Origin of the sequence: Streptomyces sp. TRM49041 (assembly GCF_008271805.1) — a bacterium.
Taxonomy (GTDB): Bacteria; Actinomycetota; Actinomycetes; order Streptomycetales; family Streptomycetaceae; genus Streptomyces.
Window position 1 is genome coordinate 41,986 of sequence record NZ_VSRY01000156.1, and the last position, 14,903, is coordinate 56,888.

15 protein-coding genes and 1 pseudogene are annotated in these 14,903 nt (G+C 71.9%); 8 read left to right on the forward strand and 8 right to left on the reverse strand.

Going from position 1 to position 14,903, the window contains the following annotated elements:
* Nucleotides 1-137 precede the first annotated feature (137 nt).
* Together FVS66_RS25195 and FVS66_RS25200 are read left to right on the forward strand one after the other, a co-directional pair.
* Entirely contained in the window at nt 138-821 is a 684-nt protein-coding gene (locus FVS66_RS25195; RefSeq protein ID WP_149183499.1) for a DUF4360 domain-containing protein, read from the forward strand.
* A gap of 85 nt (nt 822-906) precedes the next feature.
* On the forward strand, nt 907-1,317 hold the full coding sequence (locus FVS66_RS25200; RefSeq protein ID WP_149183500.1) for a DUF3224 domain-containing protein: 411 nt from the start codon (nt 907-909) through the stop codon (nt 1,315-1,317).
* A 109-nt stretch (nt 1,318-1,426) separates the two neighbouring features.
* Here FVS66_RS25200 and FVS66_RS25205 read toward each other — a convergent pair whose 3' ends face one another.
* A complete protein-coding gene (locus FVS66_RS25205; protein WP_149183501.1) occupies nt 1,427-2,335 on the reverse strand; it encodes a LysR family transcriptional regulator in 909 nt (302 codons plus the stop codon).
* A gap of 95 nt (nt 2,336-2,430) precedes the next feature.
* Between FVS66_RS25205 and FVS66_RS25210 the strand changes: the two genes are divergently transcribed.
* The gene (locus tag FVS66_RS25210) at nt 2,431-3,324 is read left to right on the forward strand and encodes a PhzF family phenazine biosynthesis isomerase (RefSeq protein ID WP_149183502.1); all 894 of its coding nucleotides are present in this window, start codon (nt 2,431-2,433) and stop codon (nt 3,322-3,324) included.
* Between the two features lie 133 nt (nt 3,325-3,457).
* Here the strand turns inward: FVS66_RS25210 and FVS66_RS25215 are convergent, their stop codons facing one another.
* Nucleotides 3,458-4,525, reverse strand: a complete 1,068-nt coding sequence (locus tag FVS66_RS25215; RefSeq protein WP_149183503.1) for a WD40 repeat domain-containing protein — start codon at nt 4,523-4,525, stop codon at nt 3,458-3,460.
* A gap of 60 nt (nt 4,526-4,585) precedes the next feature.
* Between FVS66_RS25215 and FVS66_RS25220 the strand changes: the two genes are divergently transcribed.
* Nucleotides 4,586-5,278, forward strand: coding sequence for a GDSL-type esterase/lipase family protein (locus tag FVS66_RS25220; protein ID WP_399226259.1), 693 nt, complete (start codon nt 4,586-4,588; stop codon nt 5,276-5,278).
* A 409-nt stretch (nt 5,279-5,687) separates the two neighbouring features.
* Here FVS66_RS25220 and FVS66_RS25225 read toward each other — a convergent pair.
* Both FVS66_RS25225 and FVS66_RS25230 read right to left on the reverse strand, forming a co-directional pair.
* A pseudogene (locus FVS66_RS25225) lies at nt 5,688-6,257 on the reverse strand (GNAT family N-acetyltransferase); the annotation flags it as partial.
* A 67-nt stretch (nt 6,258-6,324) separates the two neighbouring features.
* Nucleotides 6,325-6,732 (reverse strand): hypothetical protein, encoded by a 408-nt coding sequence (locus tag FVS66_RS25230; RefSeq protein ID WP_149183504.1) that lies wholly within the window; start codon nt 6,730-6,732, stop codon nt 6,325-6,327.
* 82 nt (nt 6,733-6,814) lie between these two features.
* Here FVS66_RS25230 and FVS66_RS25235 point away from each other — a divergent pair, with 82 nt between their 5' ends.
* The 3 genes from FVS66_RS25235 (at nt 6,815) to FVS66_RS25245 (ending at nt 9,091) form a co-directional block, all read left to right on the forward strand.
* Nucleotides 6,815-7,633, forward strand: coding sequence for a helix-turn-helix transcriptional regulator (locus FVS66_RS25235; protein ID WP_262387188.1), 819 nt, complete (start codon nt 6,815-6,817; stop codon nt 7,631-7,633).
* Nucleotides 7,630-7,809 (forward strand): DUF397 domain-containing protein, encoded by a 180-nt coding sequence (locus tag FVS66_RS25240; protein ID WP_149183506.1) that lies wholly within the window; start codon nt 7,630-7,632, stop codon nt 7,807-7,809. The genes FVS66_RS25235 and FVS66_RS25240 overlap by 4 nt, the downstream gene beginning before the upstream one ends.
* A gap of 94 nt (nt 7,810-7,903) precedes the next feature.
* Nucleotides 7,904-9,091 carry a hypothetical protein gene (locus FVS66_RS25245; RefSeq protein ID WP_149183507.1) on the forward strand — a complete coding sequence of 396 codons (1,188 nt, stop codon included), beginning with the start codon at nt 7,904-7,906 and terminating at the stop codon, nt 9,089-9,091.
* Here FVS66_RS25245 and FVS66_RS25250 read toward each other — a convergent pair.
* Both FVS66_RS25250 and FVS66_RS25255 read right to left on the reverse strand, forming a co-directional pair.
* Nucleotides 9,070-10,404, reverse strand: coding sequence for a N,N-dimethylformamidase beta subunit family domain-containing protein (locus FVS66_RS25250; RefSeq protein WP_262387189.1), 1,335 nt, complete (start codon nt 10,402-10,404; stop codon nt 9,070-9,072). The genes FVS66_RS25245 and FVS66_RS25250 overlap by 22 nt on opposite strands.
* A gap of 404 nt (nt 10,405-10,808) precedes the next feature.
* Nucleotides 10,809-11,888, reverse strand: coding sequence for a hypothetical protein (locus FVS66_RS25255; protein ID WP_149183508.1), 1,080 nt, complete (start codon nt 11,886-11,888; stop codon nt 10,809-10,811).
* A 193-nt stretch (nt 11,889-12,081) separates the two neighbouring features.
* Here FVS66_RS25255 and FVS66_RS25260 point away from each other — a divergent pair, with 193 nt between their 5' ends.
* Complete coding sequence (locus FVS66_RS25260) at nt 12,082-12,651, forward strand: MBL fold metallo-hydrolase (RefSeq protein WP_149183509.1); 570 nt, start codon at nt 12,082-12,084, stop codon at nt 12,649-12,651.
* Between the two features lie 10 nt (nt 12,652-12,661).
* Here the strand turns inward: FVS66_RS25260 and murQ are convergent, their stop codons facing one another.
* Together murQ and FVS66_RS25270 are read right to left on the reverse strand one after the other, a co-directional pair.
* Nucleotides 12,662-13,849, reverse strand: coding sequence for an N-acetylmuramic acid 6-phosphate etherase (gene murQ, locus FVS66_RS25265; RefSeq protein WP_262387190.1), 1,188 nt, complete (start codon nt 13,847-13,849; stop codon nt 12,662-12,664).
* A gap of 42 nt (nt 13,850-13,891) precedes the next feature.
* A complete protein-coding gene (locus tag FVS66_RS25270) occupies nt 13,892-14,851 on the reverse strand; it encodes a MurR/RpiR family transcriptional regulator (RefSeq protein WP_149183510.1) in 960 nt (319 codons plus the stop codon).
* Nucleotides 14,852-14,903 lie beyond the last annotated feature (52 nt).

Sequence of the window (14,903 nt, forward strand, 5' to 3'; positions counted from 1 at the left end):
TCCACCACCCTCCCTGGTCTCTACCATCCGTAGCGTTCGGACGGAGCGGGTGAAAGCGGCCCCAACCGTTTGAATATTTGACATGCCCATGCCCTCGGTTGGACCCCCCACTTCGACCGACAACCGAACGGAGTTCCATGTCCGTGAAGCCGTCCAGAAGACTGTCCAGATGCCTGCTGACCGGCGGTGCCACCGCCGCGCTCGTAGGGTCCACGCTCCTCGCGCCCAGCGCGTCCACGGCCGCCGGCACCGGCATCGTGGCACCGCCCGACAAGATCGTCATCGAGATCGCCACGGTCAACGGCTCGGGTTGCCCCGCGGGGACGGCCGCCGTCGCCGTCTCCCCCGACAACACGGCGTTCACCATCACGTACAGCGAATACCTCGCGCAGGTGGGTCTCGGCGCCAAGCCGACCGACTTCCGCAAGAACTGCCAGCTCAACCTGATCGTGCACGTCCCGCACGGCTTCACGTACGCCGTCGCCAGCGCCGACTACCGCGGCTACGCACACCTGGAGCCCGGGGCCCGCGCCGTCCAGAAGGCGTCGTACTACTTCCAGGGCTCCCCCGACACGGCCGCCCGCCAGCACCCCTTCAACGGGCCGTACGACAACAACTGGCAGGCCACCGACCGGACCGACTGGGGACAGCTGGTCTGGGCGCCCTGCGGTGTGAAGCGCAACTTCAACATCAACACCGAGCTGCGGGTCAGCGCGGGTACCTCCGACCCGACCAAGACGAACAGCTTCATCGCCATGGACTCCACGGACGGCGACATCAAGACCATCTACCGGCTGGCCTGGAAGGAATGCAAGCAGTAGGAGGGACAAGCGGTAGGACCGGGTGGGTCCGCGCCCCCTTCGCGGACCCACCCCCTCCGGCGACCCTCACACGTACGCTGGCGCGATGAGAGCCTCAGGAACGTTCAAGGTCGTCACCTTCGATCCCACGTCCCTCGAACCGGACCCGCCGGTCGAGACCGCCGTCCCGGTCACCGTCGCCACGATGGAGAAGCGCTACGAGGGCGAGCTCACCGGCCGCTCCGCCACCCTCTTCACCTCCGCCTACGACATGGGCACCGACACCGGCACATACGTCGCCATGGAGTCCTTCGAGGGCACGCTCGGCGGCCGGTCCGGCACCTTCAACTTCGTGCACGCCGCCTCCACGACGGCCGGCTCGGGGAACCCCGGCGAGTACTTCACCGTCGTCCCCGGCAGCGGCACCGGCGACCTCGCCGGGATCACCGGCGGGGGCGGCATGGCCATCGACCCGGACGGCACACACCGGATCCGGTTCGACTACGAGCTGGACTAGACGTTGGACTAGGGCGAGCAGATCCGAAGTGATCAGCGGTGGAACGCGAGGGGAGTGACCGGCCGACCGGGTTCGCGGCCGGGCCCGCTGTCCGTCTGCGCGACTGCGCTCAGTGCGGGAAGTGGTGCGGAAGCTCGGTGGTGAGCGCGGCCACTGCGGGGGAGAGCCAGCGCCGGCGGTGCCGGGCCAGTTGGACGGTGACATCGGTGAGCTGCGGGCCGGCCACCTGCGCCAGGCGGCCCGCAGCGAGCGCGTCCGCAACATTGGCGCGGGCCAGCAGGCTGAGGCCGAGGCCCGCGGCCACGCAGGACCTGGCGGCCTCCAGACTGCCGAAGCGCGTGATCCGGGGCGGTTCGCCCTCGGCGGCGGCGAGCAGCCGCTCGATGAAGTGGTCGCTGTACGAGCAGCCCTGCTCGTGCAGGAAGTAGTCCTCCCGGGCCAGCTCCGCCCATTCGGTGGGCGAGTCGGTGGCCCTGCGGGCGACGGGGTGTTCGGGAGAGCAGACGAGTACCAGCGGCTCGTGGGCCAGCGGGGTGCACTCGATGTCGCGGAAAGCCACCTCGTCCTCCAGCAGCAGGGCCAGGTCCAGCTCGCCGGTGCGGAGCGCGGCGACGGCGGTCGCGGTCCCCATCGTGCGCAGGTCCACCTCGATCCCGGGATGGCTGCGCCGCAGCGCGGCGATGACTCCCGGCAGCCGCGCCGACACCAGCGTCTCGCCGGCCGCGAGCACCACGCGTCCGGTCACCGGACCGCCCGTGCCACCGGCCGAGGCGGCGACCGCTCGCAGCCGGGATTCGGCCTCCAGCACCGCCTCGGCCTGCGCGAGCACCACGCGTCCGGCGCCGGTGAGCACCACCCCCCGTGGCAGCCGGTCGAACAGGCGCAGGTCAAGCTCCTTCTCCAGTGCCTGCACATGGGCGGTCACGGTGGACTGGACAAGGTGCAGGCGTTCCGCGGCCGCGGTGAGGTTCTCGGTCTGGGCGACGGTGGCGAAGGTGCGCAGCAGTCGGATGTCCATGCCGTCGACGATAGCGCCCAGCCATCGTGAAAAGCGATGGTAATGATTGAGATCCATCGTTTGTGCGGATGCCTGTGCGGTGACACGGTAGGGACATGAGCCTGAAGACACACCCCGAAACCCTGCGCTACACGGCCTTCACCACCGACCCCGCCGGCGGCAACCCGGCCGGCGTCGTGCTCGACGCGGCCGCACTGGACGATGCCGCCATGCTCGCGACCGCCGCCGAAGTCGGCTACTCGGAGACCGCGTTCGTCACCGCCGCGGACCAGACGGCGCGCCGGTTCCGACTGCGCTATTTCAGCCCGCTTGCGGAGGTCGCCTTCTGCGGCCACGCAACCGTCGCCACCGCGGTGGCCCTGGCCGAGCGGATCGGCCCCGGCCCGCTCGTTTTCGACACGCAGGTGGGTGAGATCGCCCTGGACACCTCGGCAACGTCCCAAGGTTCCGTGACGGCGACGCTCACCAGCGTCCCCACCCGTTCCCGACCCGCGAGCGATGCGGAGGTGCACACCTCCCTCGCCGCCCTGCACTGGTCTGTGGAGGACCTTGACCCGGCACTCCCACCGCACGTCGCCTTCGGCGGAAACGAGCACTTGGTCCTGGCCGTGGCCACCCGCGAGCGTCTCGCGGCCCTCGACTACGACTTCGACGCTCTGGCCGAGGTGATGCACCGTCACGGCTGGACCACGCTTCAGTTGGTCTGGCGTGAGACCCAGGAGCTCTTCCACGCCCGCGACCCCTTCCCGATCGGCGGTGTCGTCGAGGATCCGGCCACCGGCGCCGCGGCCGCCGCCTTCGGCGGCTACCTGCGCGCCCTCGGCGCCCTCCCGCCCTCCGGTGCCTTCACCATCCGCCAGGGGGAGGATCTCGGCCGTCCCAGCCTGCTCCGGGTCGAGGCATCCACCACGGACCCGCGTGTGCGGGTGAGCGGGCAGGCGGTGGCGATCGAGGGTGGAAGCGCGAGCACCGGCGGGGGAGAAGTCTGAGCGAACCGGTGGCGCCGCATGCAGGACTCGTCCGCCTCGCGGTCGCGCAGGCACTCCTCGGCCACCGCTGGGGCGGACGGCCCCTTCCCACCGCGGCCTGAACGCAACCCGGCGAACCCATGCGGTCACAGCACTAGCTCGACCGGCCGCCACCACCCGTACCAGCGCCGCCACGGCCGCCGCGCAGTCGCCTGAACCCCAGCAGCAGCGCGGCGCCCAGCGCCACGAGCCCCACGGCGAGCCCGGACCCGGCGCCCTCGCCGTCTCCACCGTCGCCACCGCCCCCGTCCCCGGGCGAGGCCGCCGCACCCGACGAGCCGGACGGGCGCGGCGACGGCCCGCCCGTCCCGGCGGGCTCCGCGCCCGTCCCCTCCACCGGCACGCGCACGACCCGGCTCGACTCGCCCTCCGTGCCGAAAAGCAGCGCCGACCCGTCCGCCGTGTACGTCACCGACTCCGACTGACCCAGGATGGGCGCCCGTACGCGGTCGTCGGCGCCGAGGCGGCCGTTCTTCCACTCGTATCCGCGGGCGCTGAAGTAGCTGCGCAGCACCAGCCGTGTTCCGTCCGGCGAGAAGGCCCCGTCCGTCACCCAGGGCACCTCGCCGATCCGCCGGAAGACGTTGGTGCCCTTCGCGGACAGCTTCTCGGGCCCCTCGTACAGCCCGCCGCCGTCCTCGTTCTTGGAGGCGATGTACACGCGCCCGGTCTTGGGGTGCACCATCAGCGCCTCGGCGTCCCGGGCCCCGTCCTCGTACTTCACGGTGTACTGCGTGGCGTCGACGGTCTGGTCGCCCAGTCGCTTCGGCTCGGGGAAGCGGTAGATCCACACATGGCTCCACGACCCGTCGAGGTTGTCGCCGATATCGCCGACATACACGTTCCCGTCGCTGCCGACGGAGACGGCCTCCATATCGCGGGGCTTGCCGACGCCGCGCAGGGTGACGGTGGCGACGGTCTCCCCGGTGCGCCCGTCGACCGCGAAGACGCGTGGCTCGTCCTGGTCGTTGTGCGTCCAGTAGACGCCCGGGTGGGCGCGGCTGGCGGCGAGGCCGCTGGACTCGGTGATGCGCGGGTCCTCGATGGTGAAGCCGTCGCCGTCGTGGTCGTCCGACGCGGCGGGTCCGGCGGGGGCGAGGAGCAACGCGGCGACGAGGACGCCACCGCCCAGGGCCGTGGAGACCGTACGAAGGGAGACCATGCCCCCCAGTGTCCATGGTCACGTGGCGTTCCGAGGCCCCGACCGGCGATGATGGCGCCCATGCGTCCCAGGTTCATGTTCGTCGGCGACTCCATGACCATCGGCTGCGCGGGCGAGTACACCTGGCGGTACCGGATGTGGCAGCACCTGAACGCCACCTTCGGCGGCCCGTACGCCATCGTCGGCCCGCGCACGGAGCTGTACGACAAGAGCACCGGCGAGCCGGTCTCCCAGGCGTACGCCGACCCGGACTTCCCGGCTCGGGCCCGCGCGCACCTGGCGGGCTGGGGCGAGGGCTGGCTGCACATGGCGCCGCTGATCGGCGAGACGGTCACCCGGACCAAGGCGAACGTACTCCTCGTCTCACTGGGCCTGATCGACCTCGGCTTCTACACGAACAGCGACCAGACCGCCGAGAACGTCCGCGCCTTCATCGCCGCCGCGCGCGCCGCGAACCCGCACGTCCGGGCGGTCCTGATGCCGGTCGTCCCGAACGTACGGGCCGAGGAGGAGCCGCTGTTCGCGGCGGAGTGCGCCCGTTTCAACGAGCTGCTGGCGAAGGCGGTCGCCGACCTCGACTCCCCCGCCTCGCCCCTGCTCCTGGCGTCGCCCCCGGTGGGCTACGACCTCGGCACGGACACGTACGACGGCACCCACCCGGCCCCGTCCGGCGAGCACAAGCTGGCGGCGGCCTTCGCGACGGCCCTTCACCAGGCGTGGGACTGGGGCGGGCCGTACGTCCCGGCCGCCTGAGCCCGGCGGCCGCCCCCAGTCGGCGGTCAACGCCCCGCCGTCCGGCGGGTGGTTCCCGCCGCAGGAACGACAAGAGTTCCGGGTGCCGAGGAGCTGGGGACACGGCACTTCGACCGGCTGCCGCGCGGTGCGGTGCCCACCGACACCGGCCGGTGCCTGCTCCCGGACGCCGAGGCCGTCCTGGACGCGGGCACGGCCGCGGTCCGCCGCCGCTGCCACGAGCGGGGGCGGTCCCGGTACCGCGCTGCTACGGCTCCGCAGACGCTCGCCGTCACCCGCCGTCCACGCCGTGCACGCCGTCGCCGAGGAACTCGGCCGGTACGTCGCCGCCGGCTGACGCGGGCCGCGAAGAGCGCGACTCCGTCCGCTCCCGCTGCCCCGTCCGATCCCGCCGATCCCGCCGCTCGTGCCGCTCCCACCCCTCCCTGGTGATCTCGTACTCGACCTCCCCGTGCTCCGACCCCTCGATGGCGTCCGGCCAGTCGCCGAAGTAGGTGCGTACGTACATCAGCCCGGCCTTCTCCATCACGCGCCGCGAGCCGCTGTTGACCGTCATGGTGTTGGCGGTCACGCGCTCGACACCCAGCTCGGTGAAGCCCTTCCGGAGCAGGGCGCGGGCGCCCTCGGTGGCGTACCCGCGCCCCCACGCGACCCTGCGCAGCCGGTATCCGAGCTCGACCACCGCCGCGCTGTCGTCGCGGAGCGGCCGGAACTCGAACCACCCGAGGAACGCGCCGGTGTCCGCTTCCTCGGCGGCCCAGTAGCCGTACGTCCCGATACCCGGGTAGTGCCGCGTCAGCCGGGGCAGGTGCTCGCGCCGGACGGTCTCGCGCGGCGTCGGCCGGCCTCCGTCGAGGTACCGCATCACCTCGGGGTCGCCGTCGAGCTCGACGAGACGGTCCTCGTCGGCGGCGGTGAGGGGGCGGAGCAGCATGCGCTCGGTGGTGAGGAAGGCTCGCGCGGTTCCCTTGTCGTCCATCGTTCCCATGCTCCCGATCCTCGGTGCCGTCGGGGCAGGCGTACCACCCGATAACTCCGTATGCGGTTCAGACCGCCTCGGTGACGAGGAGATGGAGTAGGTCCGGCTCCACGTACGGCATTTCAGGCGTCGGGCGTGACCGCCAGTCCAACGGCCACGTCAACCCGTCGAAGGCGGGTACCCCGACGTACGCATCACAGCCCGCGCCGCGGGTGAGGGCCCGTACGGCCGGCGGCCAGGTGTATGCGGACGCCGTGTGCGGCGGCAGCAGGAAGTACATGTTCCGGTGCCCGGTCGACTCCCGGACGATGGGCCCGGCCTGGAAGTCCGTGAAGGTCATCAGCCGGTACGCGACATCCTCCGCGAGCACGCCCGCGATCCGTACGGCGTCGAAGTGAACGCCGGCGTGCCGGAGGGCATGGCCGGAGGCCGGTACCCAAGGGGGTGACCCGTCAAGTGGCTTGGGGAGACTCATGCGACCAGCCTGCAGGCACGGCTCTACTGTGACCAGCGCCACAGTGTTGTTGTGGCGGACTGTGCGATCGGGGAGGACGGAAGTGAACGGCGGAAACGGTGCCGGGCCCGGAGCTGCGAAGGCGTTCGGCAGGCTCCTGAAGTTTCATCGCGAGCGCGCCAACATGTCGCAGGAGGCGCTGGGCGATCACACCATGTACTCCAAGTCCCAAGTGGCCATGATCGAGCGCGGCGAGCGGAAGCCGAAGGACAAGTTCGTGGAGATCGCGGACGGCGTGCTGTGTGCACAAGGTGCACTGCTGGAGGTCGCGGAGGAACTCAAACTGAGCGGAGTCGCCGCGTGGTTCGAGGACTACTTGGAGGAGGAGAAGAAGGCTGCGGGGATCCACAAGTACGAGAACCACCTGATTCCCGGGCTGCTCCAGACAGAGGCGTACATGCGGGCGGTCTTCGCATGCGCCGTTCCGTCGCTGGACGAGCAGGAGATCGAGGCGCAGGTTACGGCCCGGCTCGCGCGCCAAGCGGTCTACCACCGCAAGCCGAGGCCACACGTGACCTTCGTGCTGGAGAACGTCACGCTCACCAGGCCGATCGGTGGTCGGGGAGTCCTCAAGGAGAACGTTCTGCACATCCTGGACGTCGCGCGGCTGCCCAATGTCGAGATCCAGGTGATGCCCCAGCACCGCGAGACCCACGCCGGGGTCAACGGGCCCTTCACTCTGTTGGAGACAGCCAAGCGGCAGAGTCAACTCGTCTACGTCGAGGGGCAGGGCGGCCGCTACTTTCTCAGCGAACAGCCGGACGTTGGAGAGGTGTTCGCACGCTATGGCACCCTGCGGGCACAGGCCCTGACACCGGAAGACTCCGTACGACTTATCGAACAGGTGGCGCGAGAGCTATGAGCACCGACCTCAACTGGTTCAAGAGCAGCTACAGCGGCGACCAGGGCGGCGACTGCGTCGAGGTCGCCGTCTGTCCGCACACCGTGCACGTCCGGGACTCCAAGGACACCACCCGGCCCGGCCTCGCCGTCACCCCCACCGCCTGGTCGGCGTTCCTGGAGGACCTCGGCCAGTAGCCGCCGACCGGACCGCCCCATCCGCCGCCTCGGTCACCGGAGGTGGGGGTCCGGCCTGTTCATAAGCCCCGCCCCAGCCATGAGGAGCCACCACTTGATCCAGCTCGCCTCGTCCGTCAACCCCGTTCTGATATCCGGCGCCGCCCTCGGCTACGCCGGTAGCGTCGCGCAGTCGCTGTTCTGGGACGCGGTGGATCAGCACTGGTACGTGTGCCAGCGGAACGTCACCGACAGCGACCAGAACCGGCTCCTCGTCTCCCGGCTCGACGCCGACGGGACCGTCCTGGACACCATGCTGGTCCTCCGTGCCGGGCACGGTGCGAACATCGGCGTCGAGCGTACGGGCGGGAAGACCTGGCTGTGGACGGACGCGATGCCCAACGGAGGCTGGGCCACGGCCATCGCCCGTATCCCGTACGTCCCCGGCGGCACCGCCGACGCGTCCGACCCTGAGGCCACCGCCATTAACACCCCGCGCACCGGGGTGTACCGGGTCTCGGCGACCATCGACCCGACCACGCGACAACTGATCTACCGCGGCCAGATCGACAACGTGGCGTCGCATCTGGCCACCGGCTTCGTCGACCGGTACGACCTCGACGCGGCGGCCCGCGGCACCTTCACGCGGCTCGCCTCGATACCGCACGTCTCGGACCGGACGCTCCAGGGGTACGCGAGCCTCGGCGACCACCTGTACACGCTCTACGGCAACCCCGGCACCGACAACATGACTGTGACCTGCGCCGAATGGTCGAGCGGGAAGGTCGTCCAGTCGCAGCACATCACCACCTTCGGTTCGCTGTCCCACCGGGAGCCCGAAGGCGTCTGCGTCCACCAGGACGGTCCGGGCGACGCCTCCGCCACGCTGGCCTTCGGCGTCGCCGACGGTGTCTCAGGGGCGCGGAACTACAACATCGCGCGCTTCCCCCACCCGGGTACGCACCCATGGGTCCCGATCCCGTACGACTCCGCCTTGTACGAGCCCAACAGCTCCAACTACACCCCGCAGTTCCGGGTGGCCGGCGACCAGGTGCACCTGCACTTCTCGATGTCGAAGGTCGACGGCAAGCCCTGGAACACGGGGGAGGTGCTGTTCCAGCTGCCGGAGCGGGCCCGGCCCAACCGTACGCAGCGGCTCGTCGGGGTCGTGACCGGCGCCGCCGTCTCGGGCGACACCATGGCCGTCCGCTTCGAGGTGAGCTCCAACGGCAACGTCGTCGTCTACGACGAACGCGCCCTGACCGGCTGGATCGGCGGCGATCACAGCTTCTGGCGCTGCTGAGGCCCACGGGACCAACGGGGCTCCAGCATGCGCGTGAGGAGTGCGGCCGTGGCGCGCTGGACGTGGGCGCTGACGTGCTCGGGTTCGTGGAGGGCGAGCGGCCAGTGCGCGGTCCCGGCGACGAAGACGAGGGTCTTCCGGCCGTTCTCGTACACGCGGGTGTGCCCGGCCCCGGTGAGACGGCTCTGACCCCTGCCGTCCGTACGAGGCTCCGCGAGCAGCGTCTGCCCGGCACCCCTTGTCCCGGGCGGGGCGATGCGGGTGTCGCCGTCCGCCGCGGCCGCGGTCAGGCCCGGGACCGGCTCGCCGTCCCGCAGCTCGGAGCCGGACCAGAGCCAGTGGGCGCTGTCCCGTACGACGAGGGGCTCGGGCTGCTCCCCCGACCCCGCCACGGGGTCCCGCGCGTCCCGGTAACAGGTCAGCACGTGACCGGGGCGACCGTTGGGCGCGGGCTCGACGCGGGTGCGGAGGTCGGCGACGTCCGGGCCGAGGAAGGCGAGATGGGTGCCAGCGCCGACCGCGCGCCCGGCGACGTCGCGCATCTGCTCGGACCAGTGGGCGTGCCGCCCGGAGAAGACAATCGCGGTGTGGCGGGAGGGGGCGATCCGGCCCTCGTGCAGGTCGAGGTCGGTCGCGTACGTCACGTCGTAGCAGGCTTCCTCCGCCCACCGTGCCGTACTGGTGTCCCGCCCGAACCCTCGCGGCAGACCGAGACCGGCGTAGGGCTGGTCGAAGGACACCTTGAACATGCCCGGGCCGCGCCGGTCTTCGGCGTTGTCGGCCTGGTAGGTGGCGAAGGGCAGGACGATCAGGATGTCGGAGGGGCGGGCTGTGTCCCGTACCACGAAGGGCGTGTACGCGCGGTGGCCGTCCTCGGACGTGAAGACCGCCAGGTGGATGCCCGATACCCACGCGTCGGGCACGTCCAGTGTCCAGGACACCGGCCAGTCGCAGGCCGCCGCGCGCGAACCGTGCTGTGCGCGGGCGGACTTGCGCGGGGTGACTCGCACATCGTCGCCGGTGAGCAGGTGCCGGGCTCTGGCGCTGCCGTAGTGGCCTACGCGGTAGATCGCCACCGTGCAGGACTGCGGGACGTGCGAGGCGATGTGGAAGTCGAGGGACTCGCCGCCGCTCACCGACGTGCTGGACGCGTAACCCTGGAGCTGCGGGCGCTTCTCGTCCACGCCCATGGTGCCGCCGTGACCCACGGCCCAGCCGTCGGACCCGACTGCCTGGTTCTCCAGCACGATGGGGTTGTCGCCGGTACGCGACGCCGTCGCCGTCGCGGCACTCCACAGTTGGGTTCCGCCCATGGCCACAGCACCGGTTCCGGCACCGACGGCGCGTAGGACCGTACGGCGAGACAGCTCTGGCACTGGGGACCTCCAGGGGACGAACAGCGAACCTCCCCACGCACGGTACGCGGACAGCGGCGGGCCGCGCTCGTCACGGGCTCCTGACCCATGGGCGGATCAAGGGGCTGTACCCCCGTCGGACCCGGAGGTGCGGGAGCCGGCTCTCTGGGGCGGCGGCGGAGGGCCGGAGACGCGTGACTGCGATGGGGCGCTGCCATCAGCACCGGCCTCAACGTGCCGATGCGCAAGTCGCTCGCGAAGGCCGACCAGTGGAACAGCGAGGAGTTCCTGGAGAGGATGCGTGCTCGTCCGTGACCACCTGTGGATGCCTACCGGGGGCACACCGGAATTCACCGGGACACCTACCGGGCGGTGTAGCGGAGCAGGACGCCGATCCCGTCCTTCAGGGGCAGTTGCTCCTGCGGCGTGACGATCAGTTCGGACCCGGTGGCCGCCGCCGCGCGGATCAGGGCCGCCTCGGCCTGCTCCTCCCAGAAGTAGTCGACGCCGAAGGACCTCAGGTCGTGGCCGGAGGTCGCCAGTTGGGTCGGTTCGGCGCCGACCCACAGGTGGCGGCCGGTCGGCTGCGGCGTGGTGAGGACGACCGCCCGGGCCTGGCCGCGCTGGAGGGCGGTGACGGTGGCGGCCATGCCTTCGGACTCGTCGGGGTGGCGGGCGCGCTGCGACTGGAACGCGTCGAGCTGCTGCTGGTCGCGGTCGCGCAGCCGGCCGGCGAACACATCGGCCAGGTCGTCCTCGAGGACGGTGCGGCCGGGCTCCGGGTGGTGCGGGGCGCCGTTCTTGCGCCTCGTGAAGCGCGGCTGGAGGCGTTTCGGAGCGAGCCGGGTGATCGTGTTGGCGGCCCAGGGGTCTCCGGAGAGCACGATCGCCTCCATGTCGTCGGACAGTTCGCTGACGAGTACCTCCGCTTCCTCCGGCCAGTCGTCGATCCGCATTTGCTGGTGGATCTGGCGGGGCGGGGCCACCCGGCTCATCGGCCAGCTGCCGATGCTGACGTCGACCTCGATCTCGTCGCCGCCGTCCTGGTGGTCGGAGGGGTGCAGACGGTGTGTCGCGACGGCCGCGTACGGGATGTCCGGGGCGTGCTGGAGGCAGAGCGGCGCGGTGTCGGGGATCAGCCCGTACCGGGCGGAGTCGTGGGCCGGTGGCCGGGGCAGGCACTCGGAGAGGAGGACCTGGCCGGCGGCTGCGAAGATCGCCTGCCCGTGCGGACCGGCGATCTCCCGGTCCGTACCGGCCTCGGCCTCGACGGCGAGGACGGTGTCGAGATCGGCGTCATGGGCGAGCAGGCTGTACCGGAGGTTCCGGCGACGTACCTCGATGGCCCGGTCGGGCTCGTCGATGTCGCGGGAGGTGTCCAGGTACACCGATGCGACCGGTCCGGGCTGTTCGTAGAGCGGTTCCAGAAACTGAAGCCTCATGGTGTGCTCCCGGCCTTACGGACGGCTCCCGGCGGACTGCTCGCCGGGCATGGTTCTCCGGCTTTACGGCTACCCGTGCCGGGCGGGGGGACACGCTGGGCCGGGCCTGGGCGGGGTGGTGGGCCGTGGGCCGTGGGCCGTGGTGGTGATGATGGTGGCGTTGGCGCGGGCCAGGCTTCTCGGGGTCGGGGCGATGAACTCGCCCCGGTACGCCCCGGCCGGGCTGCTGGTCATGTGGCGTGACCGCCGGGTCGCGTTCGACGCCGGGCCCGGCGCCGAGCCGCCGCGCCGCCTGGATGCCTGGCTCGTGACCGATGAGCACGCGGAGCTGCGGTCGGTTCTGAAGGCCATGGCCGCCGAACGCGGCCTCGTGGCCCGTATGGGGGACCTCGCTCTCGGGGGCCTGTCCGTCCGGGCCCTGCCCGTCGCGCACACCTCGCATCCGACCTGCGGGTACCGCATCGAGGCCGGGGGTGTGGCCGTGGTGTGGGCGCCGGAGTTCTGGGAGTTCCCCGTGTGGGCGGCGGGCGCCGACCTGATGTTCGCGGAGGCGTCGGGCTGGAACCGGCGGATACGGTTCCGGGGCGGGGTCGGCGGGCACGCCCACGTACAGGAGATCGGCCGAGAGGCTGCCCGCCACAAGGTCGGACGGCTCGTGTACGCGCACATCGGGCGGCCCTGCCTGCGGGCGATGGACGAGGGGCTGGAGCCTGGGTACGGGGAGTGGGGGCGGGAGGGCCGTACGTACACGGTCGGAGTCTGACGGCCTTCACTCACCTGTCCGGTCCCGCCAGGCGACGGGACGCCGGGGCCGCCGCTGCCAGGGCGGCGCGCAGGTGGCCGTGGTGCTCCTCCAGGAGGCGGGCGGCCGTGGGGGCGTCCACTCCGCCCAGCAGGACGAGGATCGCGTGCTTCACCTCGCCGCCAGTCGCCTCCAGCGCCGCGGCGGTCTCCTCGTCGGGGGCGCCCGTGGCCTGCGCGACGAGGCGGTGGGAGCGGGCACGCAGCTTGTCGTTGGTGGCGCGTACGTCGACCATCAGGTTCCCGTAGGTCTTGCCGAGCCGGATCATCGTGATCGTCGAGATCATGTTGAGGACGAGCTTCTGGGCGGTGCCCGATTTCAGGCGGGTCGAGCCGGTGATGAACTCGGGCCCGACGACGACCTCGACGGCGTGTTCGGCGGCCGCCGCGAGCGCGCTGCCCGGGTTGCAGGCCACGCCGACCGTCAGTGCGCCCGTCTCGCGCGCGTATGTGACCGCCCCGACCGCGTACGGGGTACGGCCCGACGCCGAGACGGCCACCACCGTGTCGTCCGGGGTCAGGTCGAGCGCCTTGAGGTCGTCGTGGGCCAGCGACGCCGAGTCCTCCGCGCCCTCCACGGAACGCACGAGCGCCTCGGGACCGCCCGCGACAAGGCCCACCACCTGCGACGGGTCCGCGTTGAAGGTGGGCGGGCACTCGCTCGCGTCCAGCACTCCGAGCCGGCCCGCCGTGCCCGCGCCCGCGTAGACGAGCCGCCCGCCGCGCGCCATGCGGGACACGATGGCGTCGATCGCGGCGGCGATGCGGGGCAGCTGGGTGGCGACGGCGGCGGGTACGGCCTGGTCGCCGGCGTTCATGGTGCGGGCGATGTCGAGGGTGGACCGGGTGTCGATGTCCGCCAGGTCGGGGCTGTAGCCCTCGGTGGCGAGGGACCCCAGCTGGGCGCGGAGCTGCGCGGCGGTGTCGCCCGACTGGTCCGACGCCGGGTCCGACGCCGGGTCCGACGCCGGGTCCGACGCCGGGTCCGACGCCGGGTCCGGGGCGGGCTCCGGGGCGGGCCGGGAGGCGGGGGCCGGGGCGGGGGCCGGGGCAGGCTCCGGGGCGGGCCGGGAGGCGGGGGCCGGGGCAGGCTCCGGGGCGGGCCGGGAGGCGGGGGCCGGGGCGGGGTCCGGGGCGGGGTGGGGCGCGGGGTCGTTCATGTGCGGGGCTCTTTCGGCGTCGTACGGGGGCGGTGTGCGTGCTCAGCGGGCGGTCGTACGCGGGCGTGGCGTCGCTCTGCGGTGCGCCAGCGCCTCGTACGACGCCGACAGGGCGGGCGCGGCCGTCGCGTACGTACGCTGCGTGACCCCGGTGAACAGGCAGTCGACGACGAGGAGTTGGCTTGTACGGGACGACATGGCGGCCGGGCGCAGCTCGGTCTCGCGCGCGGTGGACGTGGTGAGGACGTGGTCGGCGTACTGCGTGACCGGACCGTCCGGGCGGCCGGTGATCGCGACGGTCGCCGCGCCGCGCTCGAAGGCGACGCGCAGCGGCTCGATGACGTCCCCGGTGGCACCCGAATGGGTGATGGCGATCGCCACGTCGCCGGGGCGGAGCTGCACGGCGTTGGTGACGGCCAGGTGCGGGTCGTTGTGGGCGTGGGCGACGAGGCCGATGCGCAGCAGCTTCTGGGCCAGGTCCTGGGCCACGAGGCCCGAGGCGCCGACGCCGTAGATGTCCGTGCGGCGGGCGTCGGCGAGCGCCGTGACGGCGGCCCCGAGCTGGGCGGTGTCGAGGGCGGCGGCCGTGTCGGCGAGGGTCTGCTGCTCGTCGCGGGCAAGCTTCGCGACGACGTCCTCGATCGGATCGTCGACCGCGATGTCGGACGTGACGGCCGGGGACCCGCCGGAGCCGCGCCGGGCGGCGAGCCCGGCGAGGGCGAGGCGGAGGTCGCGGTAGCCGGGGTAGCCGAGGAGGCGGGCGGTGCGGACGACGGTGGCCTCGCTGGTGCCGGTCAGCTCGGCCAGTCCGGTGACCGTGAGGGCCGCACACCCGGCCGGGTCGGTGGCGACGGCCTCGGCGACTCGCTGCATGGAGCGGGTCATGGACGGAGCCAGGGTGCGCACCTTCGCGGCGAGCGGGTCGGGGGCTGCGCCACCACCACCCGTACGCGAATCGGCGGCTGCCGCACCGATGAAAGTTTCCTTCACGTCCTCGGTCACGACTGAAACGTATTTTCAGCGATGGTGGCCGTCAACCCCGCGGGTCAGAATG

Excerpts from the sequence above, each read along its gene's own strand:
- FVS66_RS25195 (WP_149183499.1), top strand. The coding sequence starts at position 138 with ATGTCCGTGAAGCCGTCCAGAAGACTGTCCAGATGCCTGCTGACCGGC.
- FVS66_RS25200 (WP_149183500.1), top strand. The coding sequence starts at position 907 with ATGAGAGCCTCAGGAACGTTCAAGGTCGTCACCTTCGATCCCACGTCC.
- FVS66_RS25205 (WP_149183501.1), bottom strand. The coding sequence starts at position 2,335 with ATGGACATCCGACTGCTGCGCACCTTCGCCACCGTCGCCCAGACCGAG.
- FVS66_RS25210 (WP_149183502.1), top strand. The coding sequence starts at position 2,431 with ATGAGCCTGAAGACACACCCCGAAACCCTGCGCTACACGGCCTTCACC.
- FVS66_RS25215 (WP_149183503.1), bottom strand. The coding sequence starts at position 4,525 with ATGGTCTCCCTTCGTACGGTCTCCACGGCCCTGGGCGGTGGCGTCCTC.
- FVS66_RS25220 (WP_399226259.1), top strand. The coding sequence starts at position 4,586 with ATGCGTCCCAGGTTCATGTTCGTCGGCGACTCCATGACCATCGGCTGC.
- FVS66_RS25230 (WP_149183504.1), bottom strand. The coding sequence starts at position 6,732 with ATGAGTCTCCCCAAGCCACTTGACGGGTCACCCCCTTGGGTACCGGCC.
- FVS66_RS25240 (WP_149183506.1), top strand. The coding sequence starts at position 7,630 with ATGAGCACCGACCTCAACTGGTTCAAGAGCAGCTACAGCGGCGACCAG.
- FVS66_RS25250 (WP_262387189.1), bottom strand. The coding sequence starts at position 10,404 with ATGGGCGGAACCCAACTGTGGAGTGCCGCGACGGCGACGGCGTCGCGT.
- FVS66_RS25255 (WP_149183508.1), bottom strand. The coding sequence starts at position 11,888 with ATGAGGCTTCAGTTTCTGGAACCGCTCTACGAACAGCCCGGACCGGTC.
- FVS66_RS25260 (WP_149183509.1), top strand. The coding sequence starts at position 12,082 with ATGAACTCGCCCCGGTACGCCCCGGCCGGGCTGCTGGTCATGTGGCGT.
- murQ (WP_262387190.1), bottom strand. The coding sequence starts at position 13,849 with ATGAACGACCCCGCGCCCCACCCCGCCCCGGACCCCGCCCCGGCCCCC.